The organism is Streptomyces sp. JNUCC 64 (genome assembly GCF_054484115.1).
This window is the reverse complement of the sequence record NZ_CM137015.1, coordinates 1,308,298-1,328,147: the sequence shown is the minus strand read 5'-3', so window position 1 is coordinate 1,328,147 and position 19,850 is coordinate 1,308,298. Positions and strand designations below refer to the sequence as shown.

The 19,850-nt window shown below is 76.2% G+C and carries 14 protein-coding genes and 1 pseudogene; 9 read left to right on the top strand and 6 right to left on the bottom strand.

Annotation, left to right across the window (positions count from 1 at the left end; genetic code table 11):
- Positions 1–609: 609 nt before the first annotated feature.
- Together ACVWNX_RS05240 and ACVWNX_RS05235 are read right to left on the bottom strand one after the other, a co-directional pair.
- Positions 610–1,443, bottom strand: a complete 834-nt coding sequence (locus ACVWNX_RS05240; protein WP_454412689.1) for a TetR family transcriptional regulator — start codon at positions 1,441–1,443, stop codon at positions 610–612.
- A 232-nt stretch (positions 1,444–1,675) separates the two neighbouring features.
- Positions 1,676–3,532, bottom strand: coding sequence for a 3-hydroxyacyl-CoA dehydrogenase family protein (locus ACVWNX_RS05235; protein WP_454414639.1), 1,857 nt, complete (start codon positions 3,530–3,532; stop codon positions 1,676–1,678).
- 515 nt (positions 3,533–4,047) lie between these two features.
- On the opposite strand from ACVWNX_RS05235, the gene ACVWNX_RS05230 reads away from it, so the two are divergent.
- Positions 4,048–4,614, top strand: coding sequence for an adenylosuccinate lyase (locus ACVWNX_RS05230; protein ID WP_454412688.1), 567 nt, complete (start codon positions 4,048–4,050; stop codon positions 4,612–4,614).
- Between the two features lie 171 nt (positions 4,615–4,785).
- Here the strand turns inward: ACVWNX_RS05230 and ACVWNX_RS05225 are convergent, their stop codons facing one another.
- The 3 genes from ACVWNX_RS05225 to ACVWNX_RS05215 all read right to left on the bottom strand — a co-directional run bounded on the left by ACVWNX_RS05225 (position 4,786) and on the right by ACVWNX_RS05215 (position 8,830).
- Positions 4,786–5,211: a RidA family protein gene (locus ACVWNX_RS05225; RefSeq protein WP_454412687.1), complete on the bottom strand. Its 426-nt coding sequence runs from the start codon at positions 5,209–5,211 to the stop codon at positions 4,786–4,788.
- Positions 5,212–5,441: 230 nt separating this feature from the next.
- Positions 5,442–7,028, bottom strand: coding sequence for an alpha/beta hydrolase (locus ACVWNX_RS05220; RefSeq protein WP_454412686.1), 1,587 nt, complete (start codon positions 7,026–7,028; stop codon positions 5,442–5,444).
- A 317-nt stretch (positions 7,029–7,345) separates the two neighbouring features.
- Positions 7,346–8,830, bottom strand: a complete 1,485-nt coding sequence (locus ACVWNX_RS05215) for an MFS transporter (protein ID WP_454412685.1) — start codon at positions 8,828–8,830, stop codon at positions 7,346–7,348.
- A 223-nt stretch (positions 8,831–9,053) separates the two neighbouring features.
- On the opposite strand from ACVWNX_RS05215, the pseudogene ACVWNX_RS05210 reads away from it, so the two are divergent.
- From ACVWNX_RS05210 to ACVWNX_RS05200, 3 genes and pseudogenes are all read left to right on the top strand, one after another.
- Positions 9,054–9,500: pseudogene (locus ACVWNX_RS05210) on the top strand (winged helix-turn-helix transcriptional regulator); the annotation flags it as partial.
- Positions 9,501–9,818: 318 nt separating this feature from the next.
- Positions 9,819–10,265 (top strand): SRPBCC family protein, encoded by a 447-nt coding sequence (locus ACVWNX_RS05205; RefSeq protein ID WP_454412684.1) that lies wholly within the window; start codon positions 9,819–9,821, stop codon positions 10,263–10,265.
- A 211-nt stretch (positions 10,266–10,476) separates the two neighbouring features.
- Positions 10,477–13,296 carry a SpoIIE family protein phosphatase gene (locus ACVWNX_RS05200; RefSeq protein ID WP_454412683.1) on the top strand — a complete coding sequence of 940 codons (2,820 nt, stop codon included), beginning with the start codon at positions 10,477–10,479 and terminating at the stop codon, positions 13,294–13,296.
- A 247-nt stretch (positions 13,297–13,543) separates the two neighbouring features.
- Here the strand turns inward: ACVWNX_RS05200 and ACVWNX_RS05195 are convergent, their stop codons facing one another.
- A complete protein-coding gene (locus ACVWNX_RS05195) occupies positions 13,544–14,053 on the bottom strand; it encodes a MarR family winged helix-turn-helix transcriptional regulator (protein ID WP_454412682.1) in 510 nt (169 codons plus the stop codon).
- A 136-nt stretch (positions 14,054–14,189) separates the two neighbouring features.
- On the opposite strand from ACVWNX_RS05195, the gene ACVWNX_RS05190 reads away from it, so the two are divergent.
- The 5 genes from ACVWNX_RS05190 to ACVWNX_RS05170 all read left to right on the top strand — a co-directional run bounded on the left by ACVWNX_RS05190 (position 14,190) and on the right by ACVWNX_RS05170 (position 19,433).
- A complete protein-coding gene (locus ACVWNX_RS05190; protein ID WP_454412681.1) occupies positions 14,190–14,834 on the top strand; it encodes an NAD(P)-dependent oxidoreductase in 645 nt (214 codons plus the stop codon).
- A gap of 301 nt (positions 14,835–15,135) precedes the next feature.
- Complete coding sequence (locus ACVWNX_RS05185; RefSeq protein ID WP_454412680.1) at positions 15,136–15,858, top strand: class I SAM-dependent methyltransferase; 723 nt, start codon at positions 15,136–15,138, stop codon at positions 15,856–15,858.
- A gap of 200 nt (positions 15,859–16,058) precedes the next feature.
- Complete coding sequence (locus tag ACVWNX_RS05180) at positions 16,059–16,892, top strand: M55 family metallopeptidase (RefSeq protein ID WP_454412679.1); 834 nt, start codon at positions 16,059–16,061, stop codon at positions 16,890–16,892.
- On the top strand, positions 16,885–18,474 hold the full coding sequence (locus ACVWNX_RS05175) for a M20/M25/M40 family metallo-hydrolase (RefSeq protein WP_454412678.1): 1,590 nt from the start codon (positions 16,885–16,887) through the stop codon (positions 18,472–18,474). Before ACVWNX_RS05180 ends, ACVWNX_RS05175 begins: the two co-directional genes overlap by 8 nt.
- Entirely contained in the window at positions 18,471–19,433 is a 963-nt protein-coding gene (locus ACVWNX_RS05170; protein ID WP_454412677.1) for a S66 peptidase family protein, read from the top strand. The genes ACVWNX_RS05175 and ACVWNX_RS05170 overlap by 4 nt, the downstream gene beginning before the upstream one ends.
- Positions 19,434–19,850 lie beyond the last annotated feature (417 nt).

The following is a 19,850-nucleotide window of genomic DNA, read 5'->3' as shown; positions in this document are numbered from 1 at the left end:
GCGGACGGGGGTGGCCGCGGCCGCCGTCGGGTGCGGCGGGACGCGGGACGCGAAGCGTCGTGCGCGGGTGGTGCGGGGGCGCGGTGGCGCCGGGGTGGTGCGGCCTGTGACGCGGGCGCCGGGGCGCGTGGACGGGTGTCCACGGGGACGGTCACGGTCCGCGCGGAGCCCCGCGCGGCCGGTCGCCCCGACCTCTTCACCGTATTGGCACCCCGTGCCGCATCGCAAGGCACCCGGTGCCAAAAACTTGTCTCATCTGTGGAGAGTGGGCGTCAGATGAGCGATGATCGATCGTTGGGGGATGCGTGCGTGGCGGATGGGTGGAGCGGGGTGGAGTGGGGTGGGTGGGCCCGGGAACCCGTGTCTTCGCCCCGACGGGACGGAACGCGCCGCCCGGGCCGGTGCGGGTGGTGCGTTCCGGAGGTGGTCGGCGGGCCGGCCGGTTCTCCGGCGGCGCCGACGGGACGGGCGGCAGCCGGTGACGGCCGTGGCCGGGGGGCGGCGCCCGGTCCCGGGAGCGGGCGGGGAAGCGGCCCGGCCGCTCTGAGGGGCGGGGGTCGGTACGGGACGGGGGCGGAGGACGGGGCCGGGCGTGGGCCCGGCGCGGGGTCAGCCCTCCGAGCGCAGGGCGTTCTCGATCGTCCGCATGACCTCGTCCAGCGGGGCGTCCGTCCGGGCGACCGCGACCAGCACCTGGCCGCCGTGGGCCGGGCTCTCCGTCGTGGTGACCGTGGTTCCGCGCCCCGAGCCGATCCCGGTGCCGAACGTCCGGCGGACGATGGCGAAGGCGTGGTCCAGCTGGGCCTCGACGTCCCCCTCGCCCCCGGCCCGCAGCCATCGCCGCAGCACGTGGTTGTGGGCGGTCACCACGGCGGACGCGGCCACCTCGGCCAGCAGCGGGTCGTCGTTGCCGTCGTGGTGGGCCTGCTCGTCGAAGTGGGCGAGGAGGTAGCGGGTGAACAGCCGCTCGTACCGGGCCACGGAGGCGATCTCCCGCTCCCGCAGGGTCGGCACCTCCCGGGTCAGCCGGTAGCGCTCGACGGACACCGCGGGGGAGGCGGCGTACATCTTCATGACTTCCTTGATGCCCCGGCACACCGTGTCCAGCGGCGGCTCGTGCGGCGGGGCCGCGTTGAGCACCGCCTCCGCGCGGACCAGGGTGTCGTCGTGGTCCGGGAAGATCGCCTCCTCCTTGGACCGGAAGTGACGGAAGAACGTCCGCCGCGCGACCCCCGCCGCCGCCGCGATCTCGTCGACGGTCGTCGCCTCGTACCCCTTGGTCGCGAACAGTTCCATGGCCGCCGTCGCCAGTTCCCGGCGCATCTTCAGGCGCTGGGCGGCGGCCCGGCTCCCGGCCGCGCTCTCGGGGGCGTCGGACACGGGCGTACGGGGCGGACGGCGGGCGGGATCCGCGGACTGGGACATGCCATGAACGTACTGCATCTGAGCGCGCGGGCGCGCACACGCCCCGGCCCCCGACCGGGCGGGGAAGGGCCGGTCGGGGGCGTGCGGAGGGTGCGGCGCGAACGGTCCGCGCCGGGCCCCGCCACCCGTACGGACCGGCCGCCCGGCGCGGTGCCGCCGCGCCGCCGTTCCGCTCCGCCGTCCGGGCCGGGGCCGCTGTCCGGGACCGTGGGGGACAGGGGCCGTGGAAGGGGTGTCCCGGGCCCGGGGCTCAGCGGCGGGTGTGCTCGCGGAATCCGCGTCCCGTCTTGCGGCCGAGGCGGCCCGCCGCCACCAGGTGCTCCAGCAGGGGCGCGGGGGCGAGTCCCGGCTCCCGGAACTCCCGGTGCAGCGCCTTCTCGATGGCCAGGGAGACGTCCAGCCCGACCACGTCGAGCAGTTCGAACGGTCCCATCGGGTAGCCGCCGCCCAGCTTCATCGCCGTGTCGATCTGGTCGGGCGAGGCGTAGTGGTCCTGGACCAGCTTCACCGCGTTGTTCAGATAGGGGAACAGCAGAGCGTTCACGATGAACCCGGCCCGGTCCCCGCACTCCACCGGACGCTTGCCGAGGCCCGCGCAGACCTCGCGGACCGTGGTGTGGGCGTCGTCCGACGTGAGGACCGTCCGCACCACCTCGACCAGCCGCATCGCGGGCGCCGGGTTGAAGAAGTGCATCCCGACGACGTCCTCGGGCCGACGGGTCGCCCGGGCGCAGGCGATGACCGGCAGCGAGGAGGTGGTGGTCGCCAGCACCGCGCCGGGGCGGCACACCGCGTCCAGCGTCCCGAACAGCGTCCGTTTGACGGCCAGGTCCTCCGCGACGGCCTCCACGGCGAGGTCCACCCCGGCGAACGCCCCGTACCCGCCGGCGGGCGTGATCCGGCCCAGCGCCGCCGAGGCCGCCGCGCCGGACGCCCGGCCCCGGGCCACCGACCGGTCCAGGGAGGCGGCGATCCGCGACCGGGCGGCGTCGGCCCTCCGCCGGTCGCGGGCGGCGAGCACCACCTCGTACCCGGCGGTGGCGAACACCTCCGCGATCCCGGCCGCCATGGTCCCCGAACCGGCGATCCCCACCGACCGCACCGGCCGTCCCGGCGGTCCCGGGGGGCCGCCCGGTCCGGCCCCGGGCGGGGTGAGGGCGTCGGGGACCACGGCGGCGGCGCCGGGTTCCGCGTAGGTGTAGAAGCCCCGGCCCGCCTTGCGGCCCGTCAGCCCGGCCGCGCTCAGCTGGCCGAGGACCGGCGCGGGCGCGTACAGCCGGTCGTGGGAGGCCGTGTGCAGGGCGTCGAGGACGGCGCGCGCGGTGTCGACGCCGATCAGGTCGAGCAGGGCGAGCGGACCCATGGGCAGTCCGCACCCCAGTCGCATCGCCGCGTCGATGTCCTCCCGCCGGGCGTACCGCGACTCGTACATCACGGCCGCCTGGTTGAGGTAGCCGAACAGCAGCCCGTCCGCGACGAACCCGGGCCGGTCGCCCGCCGCCACGGGCTCCTTGCCCAGCTCCCGCGCCAGTTCCGTGACGGCGGCGACGGCGGCCGGCGAGGTGAGCACCGAGGAGACCACCTGGACCAGCCGCATCACGGGCGCCGGATGGAAGAAGTGCAGCCCGAGGACGCGTTCGGGGCGGGCGGACTCCGCGGCGAGCCGGGTCACCGAGAGGGCGTTGGTGCAGGTCGCGATGATCGTGTCCGGGGCCACGAGCGCGTCGAGTCCGCTCAGGACGTCCCGTTTGGTCGCGTGGGACTCCGGGGTCGCCTCGATCACCAGCTCCGCGCCGACGACGGCGGACAGTTCGGTGGTGGCCCGGAACCGGGCCAGCGCGGCGGCGCGTTCGCCCTCGCCGAGCAGACCGCGCCCGACCGCGCGGAGGGTGGAGGCGGCCAGGTCGGCGGTGGCCCGCGCGACGGCCGCGTCGCTGACGTCGACGCCGACGACGTTCCGCCCCGAACGGATCAGCACCTCGACGATGCCGGTGCCCATGGTGCCCAGCCCGACGACGGCGACCTCGCTGAGCGGACGGGACCGGGGAGAGGAGGGGGACGCGTGGGCTGCCGGGGACGCGGAAGGAGCGGGGTGCGCGGGGGACACCGGGGGCGTGGCGGGAACGACGGACGAGGGGGGCGCGGGAGACGCGGCGGTCGCGACGGGGGCGGGAGGCGCGGGGGACGGGGACGGGGGAGCGTCCATCGAGGGACTCCAGTCGGGAAGGGTGACGGCTTGATGGCCGGGCGTGCGCGCGGGGGCCCGGCGCGGCGGGGGCCTGCGGGGGTCGCGCGCCGGGGCCGAGGGCGGCGCCCGGAGATCCCGGCGCGCACCGGGCGCGCGAGGTGAGGGCGGCGCGTCCTGTCCCGGGGCGCGCCGTGAGGGGACGTCCGGCGGTGGGTGACGTGCCGTCACCGGGTCGCCGTCCGTCGGGTTCGTCCGAACCGACCGTGCTCCCGCCGGTCGCGTCACCGAACCGCCGGGAGGCGTCATCCAGCGGAAGGTCGTCCCGCTGGCCTGAGGTTAACTCGCGGGTAACGAGCGCGCCAGCCTCCGGTGCGCTCCTTTTCCGTCGCTTTCGGTGTCCTGACGGTGACCAGGGGTGTCGATAGGGTCCCCGTATGGACGAAGAGCTGCGAGTACTGACGGAGCGTCTGCGCAAGGAGTCCGGCGGTTCGGCCTCCTACGGGCGGCTGGCCGCGACCGTCGACCCCGAGGTGCTGGCGGAGGTGCTGACCGCGCCCGCCCAGCCCCTCTGGGCCCGCGAACTGGCCGCCTTCCGGCTCGGCGGCGCCGGGGACCGCCGCGCCTTCGAGTCCCTGGTGCTGCTCCTCAACCACCGTGACCCGGAGCGCTGCGCCAGCGCGGCCACGGCGCTGGCCCGGCTCGCCGACCCCCGGACGGCCCGCGCGGCGGCGGCGCTCGCCACCAACGAACTGCGCGTGGCGTACGCCCTGCACCCCGTGCGCCTGCTGGTCGCCCTGCGCGCCCCCGAGTCGGTGCCCGCGCTGATCACCGCGCTGGAACGGCGCCTCGCCCCGCGCGATCCGTACCGGGCGGTGGCCCTCGCCTGCGTCGACGGACTCGGGGAGCTGGGGGACGGGCGGGCCCGTCCGGTGCTCCGGGAGGCCCGCGCCCGCCCCGCCCTCGCGGAGGCGGCGTCGCGCGCCCTCGCCCGGATGGTCTGAGGAGGGCGCTGGCTCGCGGCCCGCGTCCGGCTGTTCCGGCGGGCCCACGCGGACCTCGCCCGGATCACCCTGGCCCCGGTCCACCGCTCCTGACCGTTCGCGCTCCCCGGGCGGGCTGCGGCGCGCGGCGTGGCACGGTACCGTCCGGCCCGTCCGCCCCGGTCGGAGCGGTCACCGGCCGGGCTCCGGGACCACCGCGTACGCCTCGATCTCCATCAGGTACTCCGGCGCGACCAGCGCGGCCACCTGGACGGCCGAGCCGGCGGGCAGCCGGGCCGGGTCGAGGAACTCGCCGCGCACCGAGCGCACCGCGTCCAGGTGCGCGATGTCCGTCACGAAGTACGTCAGCTTGACCACGTCGGCGAAGGTGGCGCCCGCCGCCGCGAGACAGCGGCCGAGGTTGACGAAGACCTGACGGGCCTGGGCCGTCGGGTCCCCGGGGCCGACCAGCTCGCCCTCCTCGTCGAGGGCGAGCTGTCCGGAGACCGCCACGAACCGTCCGCTGCCCAGGACGACATGGGTGTAGGCGGTGGCGGGGAAGACCCCCTCGGGCGCGGGGACGCGGGTGAGGTGGCCGGAGCCGTGATCGCTGCTCATGGCCGTCATCCTCACACCCGTCGGCCCGGAGCGGTCCACCGGCCCCGGCGCCGACTCCGGCTCCGGTCCGCACCGGTGCGGGCTCCGGCACCGGCATGCGCCCTGGCGCTGGACCGGAGGTTGGGGCGGAGCCGGTTCGGACCGCGCCGGCCGCCGGGGCGCGTTCCCCCGGCGGCCGGTCGCCCCTGAGGGCGTGCCGTCCCCGTCGACGCGTCGGCACCTCGGGCGGGTCAGCCCCGGAAGCCGATCAGCCCGTGCAGAGTGGTGCCCCGGGCGGCGGTGCCGCCGGTGCCGCGTGCGGGCCTCGGCTCGGGCTCCGGGGAGCGGGCGCACACCGCGTCCGCGCCCGGACCGCGCTCGTCCGGCACCCGGCCGGTGGCCAGGTAGTCGGCGAGGTGGCGGTCGAGGCAGTCGTTCCCGCTGAGCGTCACCCCGTGGTTGCCGCCGCCCTCCTCCACGACCAGCCGGGAGCCGCGCAGCTCCCGGTGCAGCGAGAGGGCGCCCTCGAAGGGCGTCGCCCCGTCGTCCGTGGCCTGGAGGAGCAGGACGGGCGGCAGTTCGCCGGTGGAGACGTCCGGCCGGACCAGCGGCGGGACCGGCCAGTGCGCGCACGGCGCGTTGTACCAGGCGTTGTTCCAGGTGGAGAACGGTGCCTTGGCGTGGCTCCGGCGGTTGTCGGCCCGCCAGTCGTCCTCGTCGCGGCTCCACCAGGAGTCCCGGCACTGGACGGCGGTGTAGACGCTGTAGCCGTTGTCCCCCTCCGCGTCCACGGCGCCGACCGCCTCGTACACCTTGACCAGCGGGCCCGGGTCGGCGCGCAGCGCGTACGCGGCGAACGCCTCGGCGAGGTAGGGCCAGTAGCCGTCGTAGTAGCCGCCGGGCAGGAAGGCGTCCTCCAGTTCGGCGCCGCCGACCGTGCCGCCCGCCGGGTCGCGGGTGACCGCCTCCCGCATCGCGTACCAGGCGGCCTCCACCCGCGCCGGGTCGGTGCCCAGCCCGTAGCGGTCGTCGTGCCGGGCGACCCAGGCCAGGAACGCCTGGTGGCGGGCGTGGAACGCGGCGTTCTGCCGCAGGTTCCCCTCGTACCAGACCTCGTCGGGGTCCACGACCGAGTCCAGTGCCATCCGCCGCACCCGGTGCGGGTAGCGCGCGCCGTACACCGCGCCGAGGTACGTGCCGTACGAGTAGCCGAGGTAGCTGATCCGCTCGGCGCCGAGCGCGGCGCGGATCGCGTCCATGTCCCGGACGGTGCTGACGGTGTCGACGTGGGCGAGCACGTCCCCGTGCTTCTCGCCGCACGCCCGCGCGAACGCCCGCGCCCGGTCGCTGTTCGCGCGGTCCACGGCCGGGGTGTCCGGCACGCTCGGCGGGCGCACCGGGTCGAAGTGGCCGGGGCGGCAGTCGAGGGCGGGTTCGCTCTTGCCCACCCCGCGCGGGTCGAAGCCGATGACGTCGTAACGGGCGCTCACCTCGCGGGGCAGCCCGCCGGACACCACCCCGGCGAGCGAGAGCCCGCTGCCGCCGGGACCGCCCGGGTTCACCAGGAGCGGGCCGTCGGACGTCTTCGCGGTGTGCGGGACCCGGGACAGGGCGAGGGTGATCCGGCGTCCCTCGGGCCGGTCGTGGTCGAGGGGGACCAGTAGCGAGGCGCACTGGAGCCTCGGGTGCCGTGCGGTGCCGCACTCCTTCCAGACGAGCGGCGCGGCGGGGGCGGCCTCGGTGGACGGGGGGCGGGCGGTCGCGGGGTGGGGGAGGGCGGTGAGGGTTCCGGCCAGGGCCACGGCGATGCCGCAGAGCGCGGCCGTACGTTTCTTCATGGGGCCTTCCAGGGCGGCGGGTACGGGGCCGTGGGCCCACGACCCCCAGGGCATGGTCGCGGACCGTCCGCCCCGATCCGCCCCGGGCGCCGGGGTGTTGCCCCGCGTTGACCCGTACGGGTGACCGGCCCGGTCGTGCGGGCGAGGGGGACGCGCCCGGCACCCGGTGCGGTGCCCGGCACGGGCTGGGGCGGCGCCCGGGGAGAGGGGAGCTTCCGGCGGGCCCGGCCGGGCCGTGCGGAGGGAGCGCCCGGGTGGGCCTGGCGCTGGCGGGAACGTCCTGGCGGGCCAGGCCGGACGCCGCGGCGCGGGGACGTCTAGGAGGGGTCGGGCCGTGCGGGCGGGGGGAAGGCCCGGTGCGCGGTGGAGGGGGCGTCGGCCGGGTCGTTCGGGGCCGTCCCGGCGGCCGTGCCGGGGTCGTCGTGCCGGGTCCGGGCCCACAGCGCGAGCCCGAGGCAGCCGAACGCGGCGCCCAGCGCGCACACGGCTCCCCAGCCCACCGCCGCGTACAGGGTGGTCGAGGCGAGGGCGCCGATGCCGCTGCCGACCGAGTAGAAGACCATGTACCCGCCGATCACCCGGCCGGTCGCGGTCGGGTGCAGGGCGGTGATCAGGGTCTGGTTGGTGACGTGGACCGCCTGCACCGCGAGGTCGAGGAGGACCACGCCGACGACCAGCGCCCAGAGCGAGTGCCGGACGAGGGCCAGCGGCAGCCACGAGACGGTGAGCAGCGCCAGGGCGACGCCCGTGGTCCGGCCGGAGAGTCCCCGGTCGGTCAGCCGCCCTGCGGTGGTCGCGGCCAGCGCGCCGACGACGCCCACCAGCCCCAGCGCGCCGATCGCGCCGTGGGACAGGGAGTGCGGGGGCTCGCCCAGCGGCAGCGCGACGCCGCTCCACAGGGTGCTGAAGGAGGCGAAGACCAGCAGTCCGAACAGCCCCCGGAGCCGCAGCGGTCCGCTCCGGACGAACAGGGTGACCGTGGAGAGCGGCAGCCGTCCGTAGCGCGGGGCCGTGGCCGTCGGGGCGGACGTCTGCGGTGCGGACGTCTCCAGGACGGCGGCGCGGCGCGGCAGCGTCCGGTGGAGGACCAGGGCGAGCAGGGTGGTGAGCACCGCCGAGGCGAGGTAGACGGACCGCCAGCCCGCCAGATCGGCCAGCAGACCGGACACGGTACGGGCCAGCAGGATGCCGATGACCACCCCGCTGGTGACCAGGCCGACGACGTGTCCGCGCCGGTCGGCGGGGGCCAGGGACGCGGCGTGGGCCACCAGCGTCTGCGCGACGACCGCGAGGAACCCCGTCGCGGCCACGCCCGCGAGCAGGACCGCCGCCGTGGGAGCGGTGGCCACCACGAGCAGCGCCGCCACCAGCAGGAGCGTCTGGACCACGACGAGCCGTCCACGGTCCACCCGGTCGCCCAGCGGGACGAGGAGGAGGAGCCCCAGCCCGTATCCGACGTGGGTGAGGGTGATGACGCCGCCGACGAGCGCGGGGCTCATGGCGAGGTCCCGGCCCATGGTCACCAGGAGCGGCTGGGCGAAGTAGACGTTGGCCACGGCGGCCCCGCAGACGACCGCGAACAGGGCGAGCACCGCGCGGGGCGGCGCCGATCCGGGGCCCGCCCCGCCCCGGGCTCCGGTGGCCGGTGCCGTCCCGGCGGGCGCGGACGGCCCGGTGGCCGCGGTGGCCCTGTCCGCCGTGGCCGTACCCGTCGCGGTGGCGATACGTGTCGTGGCCGTATCCGCCGTATCCGCCGTATCCGCCGTATCCGGTGTGCCCGGCGCACCAGGCGTGCTCGTCATGTCTGGTGCGGTCGTCCCGCTCGTCTCCGCCGTGGCGGTCCCCCTCGTGGTCGTCTCCGTCGCGGCTGTCCCTGTACCTGTCGCGGTCGTGCCGCTGTCGCTGTCGCCGGGCATCGGCGCCCCCCTCGGTTCTGGTTGCATCTTGCTACCAGTCGGGACGGTAGCCCGCCTTGGTAGCATGTTGCAACCATTCAGTGCTCGGGATCGGGAGGCGGGGAACGCCGTGGTGACCAGGACGCGTTTCGACGACAGCGAGTGCCCCGTCGCGCGGTCGGTGGACGCGATCGGGGACTGGTGGTCCCTGCTGATCGTGCGGGACGCCTTCGACGGGAGCAGGCGCTTCGGGGAGTTCCAGCGGAGCCTCGGCGTCGCGAAGAACATCCTCGCCGCACGGCTGCGCACCCTGGTGGCGGGCGGGGTCCTCGTGTCCGTCCCCGCCTCGGACGGCAGCGCCTACCGCGAATACGCGCTGACCCCGAAGGGTGAGGCGCTCTTCCCCGTCATCGTGGCGTTGCGCCAGTGGGGCGAGGGGAACGCCTTCGTGCCCGGCGAGCCGCGCTCCCGGCTGACCGACCGGGAGCGGGGGCGACCGCTGCGCGCGCTGGAGGTGGTCTCCGAGGACGGACGGCGGCTGGGGCCCGGCGACACCGTCGTCCACAAGGTCCCCGCCGTTTCCGGCACTTCCGGCACTTCCGGTGCTCCCGGCGCCTCCGTCGTCCCCGGCGCCCCCGCTGTTCCCGACGCTTCCGACGTCTCCGGCGGGTGATCCCGGGCGCGGGGGCCGGCGCCGGGCGCGGGCCGGTCGTCCGTCGCTTCGGAAGGGAACGGGCGTTCGGTCCGAGGGTGGGGCGCGCCGGAGACGGGGAGGTGCGCCGGATCACGGGGCGTCACCGTGGGGCGTCAACCGCCACCCCGATTTGGGGGCGCGGGCGCGGGGGTGGTTGGCTTTCCGTGGACCTTTGGGAAAACAAGCCTTGGAGGAAGTGCAATGGCGCAGGTCGAGGCCACCACGGAGCGGATCATCGCGGCGAACCCCGACGACGTCTTCGACGCGCTGGCCGATTACAGCGAGGTGCGCGGGAAGCTGCTGCCGGAGCAGTTCAGCGAGTACGAGGTCCGCGAGGGCGGCGACGGCGAGGGCACCCTCGTCCACTGGCGGCTCCAGGCCACCAGCAAGCGGGTCCGTGACTGCCTGCTGGAGGTCACCGAGCCCAAGGACGGCGAGCTGGTCGAGAAGGACCGCAACTCCACCATGGTCACCACCTGGCTGGTCACCCCGGCCGGGGAGGGGCGGGCCCGGGTCGTCGTGACCTCCCGCTGGCAGGGCGCCACCGGCATCGGCGGCTTCTTCGAGCGGACCTTCGCGCCCAAGGGCCTCGCCCGGATCTACGACGCGCTCCTCGCCCGGCTCGCGGCCGAGACCGAGAAGAAGTAGCCGAGCGCCCACCGGGCCCCGCCGCGCGCCCCGGAGCGGAGGGGGCCGCGCCGTCTCCCGGACGCGCCCCCGGGGTTCCCCGGGGGCGCGCGGGCGCGGTGAGGGGCGCGGAGCGGCGCGAGTTCCGGCGTTGTCGCACACCGCGACACGGGCCGGACGTACCGTGGTCACGAGCGACCACGTACGTGTGGCACCGGAAGGAGCCTCGGCCATGGAGCACGGCACGGGACCGGCCCGCCCCGAGGGCCCGGCGACGGGCGGTGGGGCCGCCCGTCCGGCCCCCGGACGCGTCCCGCTGGCCGTCGTCGTGGTGGACGGCGCGGGACTCGTGACCCACTGGAGCACCGGCGCCCGCAGACTCTTCGGACATCCGAGGGAGGCCGCCGTCGGCCGCCCCGCCACCGATCTGCTTCCGGTGACCGGGGCCCTCGCAGACCTCTCCGGGACGGATCTCTCCGGAGTGGACGTCTCCGGAGCGGACGGCGCCGACGAGCCCCCGGCGGACGGCCGGGGCGGCCCCGGGCCCGACCCGGCGGATCTCCTGCGCGGCTCCACCGGCTATCCGAGGTCCGGCCGCGCCCGGGTCTCCGTGGCCTCCGGCCCCTGGCCGTCCGGCACTCCCGGTTCCGGCCCGGCGCCCGGCGCTCCCGGTTCGGACGGTCCGTCCGGCACCCGTGTTTCCGGCCGCGCGCCCGACGCCCCCGGTCCGTACGGCGCCGCCGCCCCGTCCGTCAACGGTGCCTCCGGCCCGGCCGCGTACCGCGCGGGAAGGCTTCCCGGTTCCGGCGCCCCGCTCCCGGCCGGTCCGTCCGGCGCCGCCCCCGTCGCGGGCGGCCCGTCGAACGGGACGGTGCCCGCCCCGCGCTCCCCGGTCTCCGGGCGGGGACCGGACGACCCGGCCGGGCACCGGATCGAGGTCCTCTGGTGGACCTACCCGCTGGTCGGACCGGGCCCCGCGCGGCTGCTCGTCCTCGCCGCCGGGGCGCCCGGACCCGGGGAGGATCCGGCGGCGGAGCACGTCGCCCCCGGCTTCGCCCGGCACGCCGACCTCCCCGACGCCGACGACCTGGCCCGGCGGCTCCCCGAGATCATGCCCAGCATGAGCGTCGCCGACAGCGCCCGGATCGCCGAGCAGGTCCTCGAACTCGGCTACCCCGTGCTGGAGTTCAGCCAGCGCGACCGGGTGCCCGTCACTCCCGACTGGGGAGTGGCCCGCCGGGCGGAACGCCGGGCCCGCCGGGAGCGCGCGGCCCGCGCCCGCGCCGCCGGAGTGCCCCCGGAAGCGGTCGACGGCTCCTCCCGAGACGTCTGGGACGCCGAGGACGCCGAGGACCTGGAGTACGCGGCCGTCCGGGAGCGCCTGGAGTTCCTCAACGAGGTGAGCGGACGGATCGGCACCTCGCTCGATCTGGCGCGCACCATCGAGGAGGTCAGCCGCGCCGTGGTGCCCCGGTTCACCGATGTCGCGGGCACCTATCTGCGGGAACAGGTCGTCGCGGGCGAGGGGTTCCCCGACGGGCCGCCCGACACCACCACCATGTGGCACCGGGTCGCCGTCGAGCACACCGACGAACCCGGCCGCTGGGACGACGTGGTGCCGGTCGGCGAGGCGATGCCGTTCCCCGCGCACACCCCGTTCTTCCAGTGCATGACCACCGGGCACCCGGTCCTCGTCCCCCGGATCACCGAGGAGATGGGCAACGCCATCGCGGCGCAGTTCGAGAAGCGGGACATCCGCCCGCTGATCAACCACCGCTCGATGCTGGTCGTCCCGCTGAAGGCCCGTGACGTGGTCCTCGGCTTCATGATCCTGCTGCGCCACCGCGAGCGGCCCGTCTTCAACGACATGGACCGGGTCACCGGCGCCGAACTCGCCGCCCGCGCCGGGCTGGTGCTCGACAACGCCCGGATGTACACCCATCAGGAGAACGTGGCGGAGACCCTCCAGGACAGCATGCTCCCGCACATCCCGCCCCGGATGGCGGGCTGTGACATCGCCACCCGCTACCTTCCGGGCACCCTGCTCGGCAGGGTCGGCGGCGACTGGTTCGACGCGGTGAAGCTGCCGGGTTCCCGCACCGCCCTGGTGGTCGGCGACGTGATGGGGCACGGCCTCAACTCCGCCGCGATGATGGGACAGTTGCGGACCTCCGTCCAGACCATGGCCGCCCTGGACCTGCCGCCCGCCCAACTGCTGCGCAACCTGGACGACCTGGCGCAACGGCTGGGCGAGCACTACCTGGCGACCTGTCTGTACGCGGTGTACGACCCGGTGCGCGGTCATCTGGAGATCGCCAACGCGGGCCATCTGCCGCCGGTGGTGGTCCGCGCCGCCGACGGCCGCAGCGAACTCCTCGACCTGCCGACGGGCGCCCCGATCGGCGTCGGCGGGGTGCCCTTCGAGACGGTGCGGGTGCCGGTGGCCCCCGGTGACCGGCTGGTGATGTGCACCGACGGACTGGTCGAGACGCGCGGCGAGGACATCGGGGTGGGCCTGGCGACCCTGTCCGAGTCGGCGGCGCACCCGGCGGCCTCCATGGACGCCGCCTGCGACACCATCATCCGGGCGCTGGCCCGCCGGGGCGACCGCAAGGACGACGTGGCGCTGCTGATGGCCCGGTTGAACGGGATCTCCCCCGAGGACGTGGCCCACCACCGGATGCCCGCCGACCCGGCGGAGGTCCGCGCGGCCCGGGCGTTCGTCGCCGAACGGCTCACCGGATGGGGGCTCGGCGCCCTGGCCGGGACGGCCGCGCTGCTCGCCGGGGAACTCGTCGCCAACGCGGTGCGGCACGCCGGGGGCGGTGGGGTCGGGGTGCGGCTGGTGCGCGGGGACGCCCTGCTGTGCGAGGTCACCGACGACGACCACCATCTGCCGACCCTGCTGAGCGCCGGTCCCGGGGACGAGGCCGGACGCGGGCTGCGGGTGGTCAGCGCGCTCGCCCGGGCCTGGGGCACCGGTCGCACCGCCACCGGCAAGACGGTGTGGTTCGAACTGGCGCTGCCCCGCCGCCGCCCCGTCCCGCGCTGACCCGTCCGGCTCCGGACGTCGGTCCGGACGGGTGGACCCGTCGCCCCCGGTCCGAGGGACCGGTGCCACGGGTACCTGGACAGGCGGTCCCTGGACGGTGGCTCCGCTCAGGGGCCGCCCCCCTGGGCGGCAGCCGTCACCCCGGCGGCGAACCGGCCGTCAGGGCCGATCCGGGACGGACGGCCGTCAGGGTGACCCCGGGCGGATCGGAGGTCAGGGTGATCCGGGACGGGACGCGGTGGGCGCCTCAGCCGCGCGGCACGTCCCCCAGCCCGGTCAGCAGTTTCCTCAGCAGTCCCGCCAGTAGCTCCCGCTCCTCCCCGTCGAGGTGGTCCAGCAGCTCTTCCTCGGTGGCGAGGTGCCCGGTGAGGGCCGTCCCGGCCAGCCGGTGGCCCTCGGGGGTGAGGGTGACCAGCAGGCTGCGGCGGTTGTCCGGGTCGGTCTCCCGGGTCACCAGCTCCTTGGCGACCAGTCGGTTGAGACGGTTGGTCATCGCTCCGGAGGTGATCATCGACGCCTCGCTGAGCGCCCCGGCGGTGAGCCGGTACGGGGGGCCGGACCGCAGCAGGGTCGCCAGGATGTCGAACTCGCCCAACTGGAGCCCGTGCGTCGCGAACTGGTCGGACAGCACGCGTTCGAGGAGTCGTGAAGCGCGCTGGATCCGGCCGATCACCCCCATCGGGGCCGCGTCGAGGTCCGGCCGTTCGGCCCGCCACTGGGCGAGCACCCGGTCCACGTTGTCGCCGTCACCGCTCACGGTCCCTCACCCCTCATTGATTGCTTTACGTCGAACTGTTTGACGTGAAGGTAGCAGAGTCCTACTCTTCTTCATGTCGAACAGTTCAACGTCAAGCAATCCGGGCGGGGTTCAGGCCCGGAGGGGGAGGCAGGCCATGCGCATCACCGTCTTCGGAGCCGCCGGGAACGCGGGTGTCCGGATCGCCGCCGAGGCGCTGGACCGGGGTCACGAGGTCACCGGGGTGGTCCGCGACCCGTCCCGGGCCGCCGCGCTGCCCGCCGGGGTCACCGTCCGGACCGGCGACGCCTCGGACTCCGGACGGGTCCGGGAGCTGGCCGTCGGTCAGGACGTGGTGGTCGGCGCGACCCGTCCGCCCCGGGGACACGAGGACGAACTCGCCACGGCGGCCCGGGGTCTGCTCGCCGGGCTCACCGGAACCGGGACCCGGCTCCTGGTGGTCGGCGGCGCGGGAAGCCTCCTGGTCCCCGGTACCGGGGGCCGCCTCCTCGTGGACGACCCCGCGTACGTCCCGCCCGCCTGGCGGGACGTCGCCCTCGGCAGCGTCCGGCAGCTGGAGGTCTTCCGGGACCGCGCCGAGGTGGACTGGGCGTACGTCAGCCCGCCCGCGATCCTGGAGCCCGGCGAGCGCACCGGCCGCTACCGGACCGGTCGCGACGAGGTGCTCACCGGTCCCGGCGGCGTCTCCCGGATCTCCATGGAGGACCTGGCCGTCGCGCTCCTCGACGAGATCGAGCGCCCCCGCCACCACCGCGTCCGCTTCACCCTCGTCGAGGACTGACGCCCCGGGCGGCGCGACTCCGTACGGCCCGTCCGACCTGTACGGCGCCGTCTGACCCGTACGGCCCGTTCGGCCCGTTCGGCCTGCCCGGCCTGTCCGTCCCGCCCAGGGGCCGGACGGACCGGGGCGCACGGACGGCGGGGACGGCCGGACCGGCCCGTTCGGTCCGGCCCGGACCGGGCATCCGGTGACGCCACGTCAGGGGAAGCCCTTGCCCGCGCCTCCCTCCGGACGGTAGACCGGTCGTAGTACCGGTGTTCGGGACGGATCCGGCGGCCGGACGGGTGAACGGGGACACGGAATGGGTACGGAGCACGGGCAGCGGGACGCCTGGCAGGGGTTCTGGGCCGGGGCGCCCGAGGAGGAGGGCGGGGTCTTCTGGGACGCCGACCCGGCCACCGCCGCCGCCCTCCATCTGCCGCTGTTCGCCGACCACTTCACCGACGGGCCGCCCGTCCTGGACCTCGGCTGCGGCAACGGCACCCAGACCCGCCACCTCGCCCGCCACTTCCCCCGGGTCATCGGCGTCGACCTCGCCCCCGCCGCGATCGAGCGCGCCCGCCGCGCCGACCCGGAGCACACCGTCGACTTCCGGGTGGCCGATCCGACCGACCCGGCCGTGACCGAGGGGCTGCGCGCCGAACTCGGTGACGTCCACGTCTACGTCCGGGGGGTCCTCCACCAGTGCCCGCCCGGGGACCGCCAGCCGCTGGTGGACGGGATCGCCGCGCTGCTCGGCACCCGGGGCCGGGGCTTCCTGGTGGAACTCGCCGAGACGGCCGGGGAGGTGCTGCGCGCTCTCGCCGGGTCCCCGTCCGGCCCCCCGGCCAAACTCGTCCCGGTCCTCGCGCACGGCATCGCGCCCGGCGCGGTCTCCGACGCGGCCGTCCCCGGTCTTCTGGAGGCCGCCGGGCTGGACGTGCTAGCCACCGGCGAACTCCCGCTCACCACCACCGAGACCACCGGGGACGGCCCGGTCGTCCTGCCGTCCCGCTGGACCCTGGTGGCGGCCCGCCCGCGCTGAACCGGCCACCCGGTCCGGCGCCCGCGCGGTGGTCCGGCCACCCGGCCCCGTACCCGGCCACCCGACTGCTCGGCGCGCGGGCGAACCGGCCGCCGGGCCCGCCGTCCGCGCGACCGGACCGGTGAACCCGGTCCGGGGCTCCTGGCCCGGCCCCGTCCCGGCGCGTACCGTGGCGGGACAGCGAAGAGGGGAGCCCCGGTGTGAAGATCCTCATCAGCGCCGACATGGAGGGCGCGACCGGAGTCACCTGGCCCGCCGACGTGCTGCCCGGCACCCCGCAGTGGGAGCGCTGCCGGTCGATGTTCACCTCCGACGTGAACGCCGCCGTCCTCGGGTTCTTCGACGGGGGCGCCGACGCGGTCCTCGTCAACGAGGCCCACTGGACCATGCGCAACCTGCTGCTGGAACGGCTGGACGACCGGGTGGAGATGCTCACCGGCCGCCACAAGTCCCTCTCGATGGTCGAGGGCGTCCAGCACGGCGACATCGACGGCATCGCCTTCGTCGGCTACCACACCGGCGCAGGGATGGAGGGCGTCCTCGCCCACACCTACCTCGCCAACTCCCTCACCGGGGTCTGGCTCAACGGGGAGCGCGCCAGCGAGGGCCTGCTGAACGCCCGGGTGGTCGCCGAGTTCGGAGTGCCCGTGGTCCTCGTCACCGGTGACGACCTGACCTGCGAGGACGCCCTCGGCTACGCGCCCGGGGCGCTGAAGGTCGCCGTCAAGGACCACGTCTCGCGTTACGCGGCGGTGTGCCGCACCCCCGCCCGCACCTCCGCCGCGATCCGCTCGGCCGCCAAGGAGGCCGTCGCCCTGTCGGAACGCCACGTGCCGGTCGAGGCGGGACCGTTCACCGTGGAGATGGAGTTCGACGCCGAACACCTGGGCCTCGCGGCCACCGTCGTCCCCGGGGTGGCCCGCAGCGGGGAACGCCGGGTCGGGTACACCAGCGACACCATGTACGAGGGCATCAGGACGTTCAAGGCCGTCACGACGATCGTCTCGGCGGCCGTGGAGGAGAGCTATGGCTGACCCCCGATCCGGACCGCCCGGCGGCGCCTCCGCCGCGACCGCGACCGGCTCCCGCGCCACCGGCGCCGGAAGCGGTCACCGCGCCCCACGGACCGGCCCGGCGGGCCCGGCGGACGGCCCGCCCGCCCCCGGGGCCGACGTCACCGGAGTCCGTTCCCCGGGGGCCGACGCCTCCGGAGCCCCCGCGCCCGGGGCTCACGCCCATGGGGTTCACGCCCCCGGGGCCGACGCGCCCGGGACCCGTGTGCCGGGTGAGGACGCTCCCGAGGTCGACGCCCGGGCCCTCGACGAGGTCGTGCGGTTCACCTCCGACCTCATCCGCGTCGACACCTCCAACCGGGGCGACGGCGAGTGCCGGGAGCGGCCCGCCGCCGAGTACGCCGCCGCCCTCCTCGCCGACGCGGGCCTGGAACCGGTCCTGCTGGAACGGGTCCCCGGCCGCGCCAACGTCGTCGCCCGCTTCCCCGGCACCGACCCCACCGCGCCCGCCCTGCTGCTCCACGGGCACCTCGACGTCGTCCCGGCACGGGCCGACGAGTGGTCCGCGCACCCCTTCTCCGGGGAGGTCCGCGACGGGGTGGTGTGGGGCCGGGGCGCCGTCGACATGAAGAACATGGACGCGATGATCCTGGCGACCGCGCGCTACTGGGCGCGCGCCGGACTGCGGCCCCGCCGCGACGTGGTGATCGCGTTCACCGCCGACGAGGAGGCCAGCGCCGCCGACGGGGCCGCGTTCCTCGCCGACCGGCACCCCGACCTCTTCGAGGGGTGCACCGAGGGCGTCAGCGAGTGCGGCGGCTACACCTTCCACGACGGACGCGGCACCCGCATCCACCCGATCGGCGCCGGGGAGCGCGGCACCGCCTGGGTGCGGCTCACCGCCCGGGGCCGCGCCGGACACGGCTCGAAGATCAACCACGCCAACGCCGTCACCCGGCTCGCCGCCGCGATCACCCGCATCGGCGACCACGCCTGGCCCGTACGGCTCACCCCCACCGTGCGCGCCTCGCTCGCCGCCCTCGGCGCCCTGTACGGACTGGAAGCCGACCCGGACGCGCCGGACTTCGACGTCGACGCCTTCCTGGACGACCTCGGCCCCGCCGCCGCGCTCGCCGCGCCGGTCGTCCGCAACAGCGCCAACCCCACCGTGCTGAACGCCGGTTACAAGGTCAACGTCATCCCCGGCGAGGCCACCGCCCTGGTCGACGGACGGTGTCTGCCCGGCACCGAGGAGGAGTTCCGCGCCACACTCGACGCGCTCACCGGACCCGACGTCGACTGGGAGTACCACCACCGGGAGATCCCGCTCCAGTCACCCGTCGACACCCCCACCTACGCCCGGATGCGGGCCGCGCTGGAGGAGTTCGCGCCCGAGGCCCGGGTGGTGCCCTTCATGATGTCGGGCGGCACCGACGCCAAGCACTTCTCCCGGCTCGGGATCACCGGCTACGGCTTCACCCCGCTGCGGCTGCCCGAGGGCTTCGACTACGCCGCCATGTTCCACGGGGTCGACGAACGCGTCCCGGTCGACGCCCTCCACTTCGGCGTCCGGGTCCTCGACCGCTTCCTGCGCACCGCGTGACCCCCCGGCCACCGGAGGCCCCCGCCCGGCCCGCGCGGCTGCGGCCGGGGGCCCGGGTCGCGGTCGTCGCGCCCAGCGGGCCCGTCCCCGCCGACCGGCTCGCCGCCGGGCTGGAGGTGCTGCGCGGCTGGGGCCTCGACGCCTTCGCCACCCGGCACGTCCTCGACGGACACCCCCGCCTCGGCCACCTCGCGGCCCGCGACGCCGACCGGGCCGCCGACCTCCAGGACGCCTGGTGCGACCCGTCCGTCGATGCGGTGCTGTGCGCCCGGGGCGGCTACGGCTCCCAGCGGACGGCCGACCTGGTGGACTGGACGGCGGTGCGCGCCGCCGGACCCAAGCCGTTCGCCGGGTTCAGCGACGTCACCGCGCTCCACGAGGCGTTCGCGGTGCGCGCCGGATTCGCCACCCTGCACGCCCCGATGACGGCCACCGCCGACTTCCTCGGACTCCCGGACCCGGTCGCGCCCGCCGGAGGGAGCCGCGCCGCCGACCACCTGCGGGCCACCCTCCTCGCCCCGGAGACCGTCCGGGTCCTCGCCCTGGGCCGCCCGCTGTTCCCCGGTCGCGCCCGGGGCGTCACCCTCGGCGGCTGCCTCTCGCTGCTCGCCGCCGACCTCGGCACCCCCCACGCCCGGCCCTCGGCCCGGGGTGGGCTGCTCTGTCTGGAGGACGTGGGCGAGGAGCCCTACCGCCTCGACCGCTACCTCACCCAGCTGCTGCGCTCCGGCTGGCTGGACGGCGTCGCGGGCGTCCTGCTGGGCTCCTGGCGGGACTGCGGTCCCTATCCGGGGGTCCGCGCCGTCCTGCTGGACCGGCTGGGCCCGCTGCGGGTGCCGGTCCTGGAGGAGTGCGGCTTCGGGCACGCGCCCGGCGCGCTCACCCTGCCGCTGGGCGCCCGCGCGGTCCTCGACGCCGACGCGGGAACCCTCACCCTCGACGAGCCCGCCCTGCGCTGACCCGACGCCCTGGGCCGGTCCCCGGCTCCCGGTGCCGCCCGGGCCCCGCGTCGCCCCGGCGCGTCCCGCGTTCTCCCGGTGCCCTCCGCGATGACGGGCCCCGTGTCCGTCCCGGGCCTCGGCGTCGCCCTCCCAGCCCGCACGCCGCGACGTCCTGGGCCGGTGCGGTTCCCGGCGGTCGGAACGGGTCCCCGGACGCCGACGCTGTCCCTGGTGGCCTGGTGGCCTGGTGGCCTGGTGGCCTGGTGGCCTGGTGGCCTGGTGGCCTGGTGCGATGGTGCGGGGTGCGGTTCGGTGGCCCGGCGCGGTCGGGCCGGGACCCTCCGTCACCGCCGTCCCGGCTCGCCGTGCGGGGCGGCCCCGCGCTGCCCATGCTGGTGGGGGAGGGGTGGGACGACCGGCGGCGAAGGGTGCGCG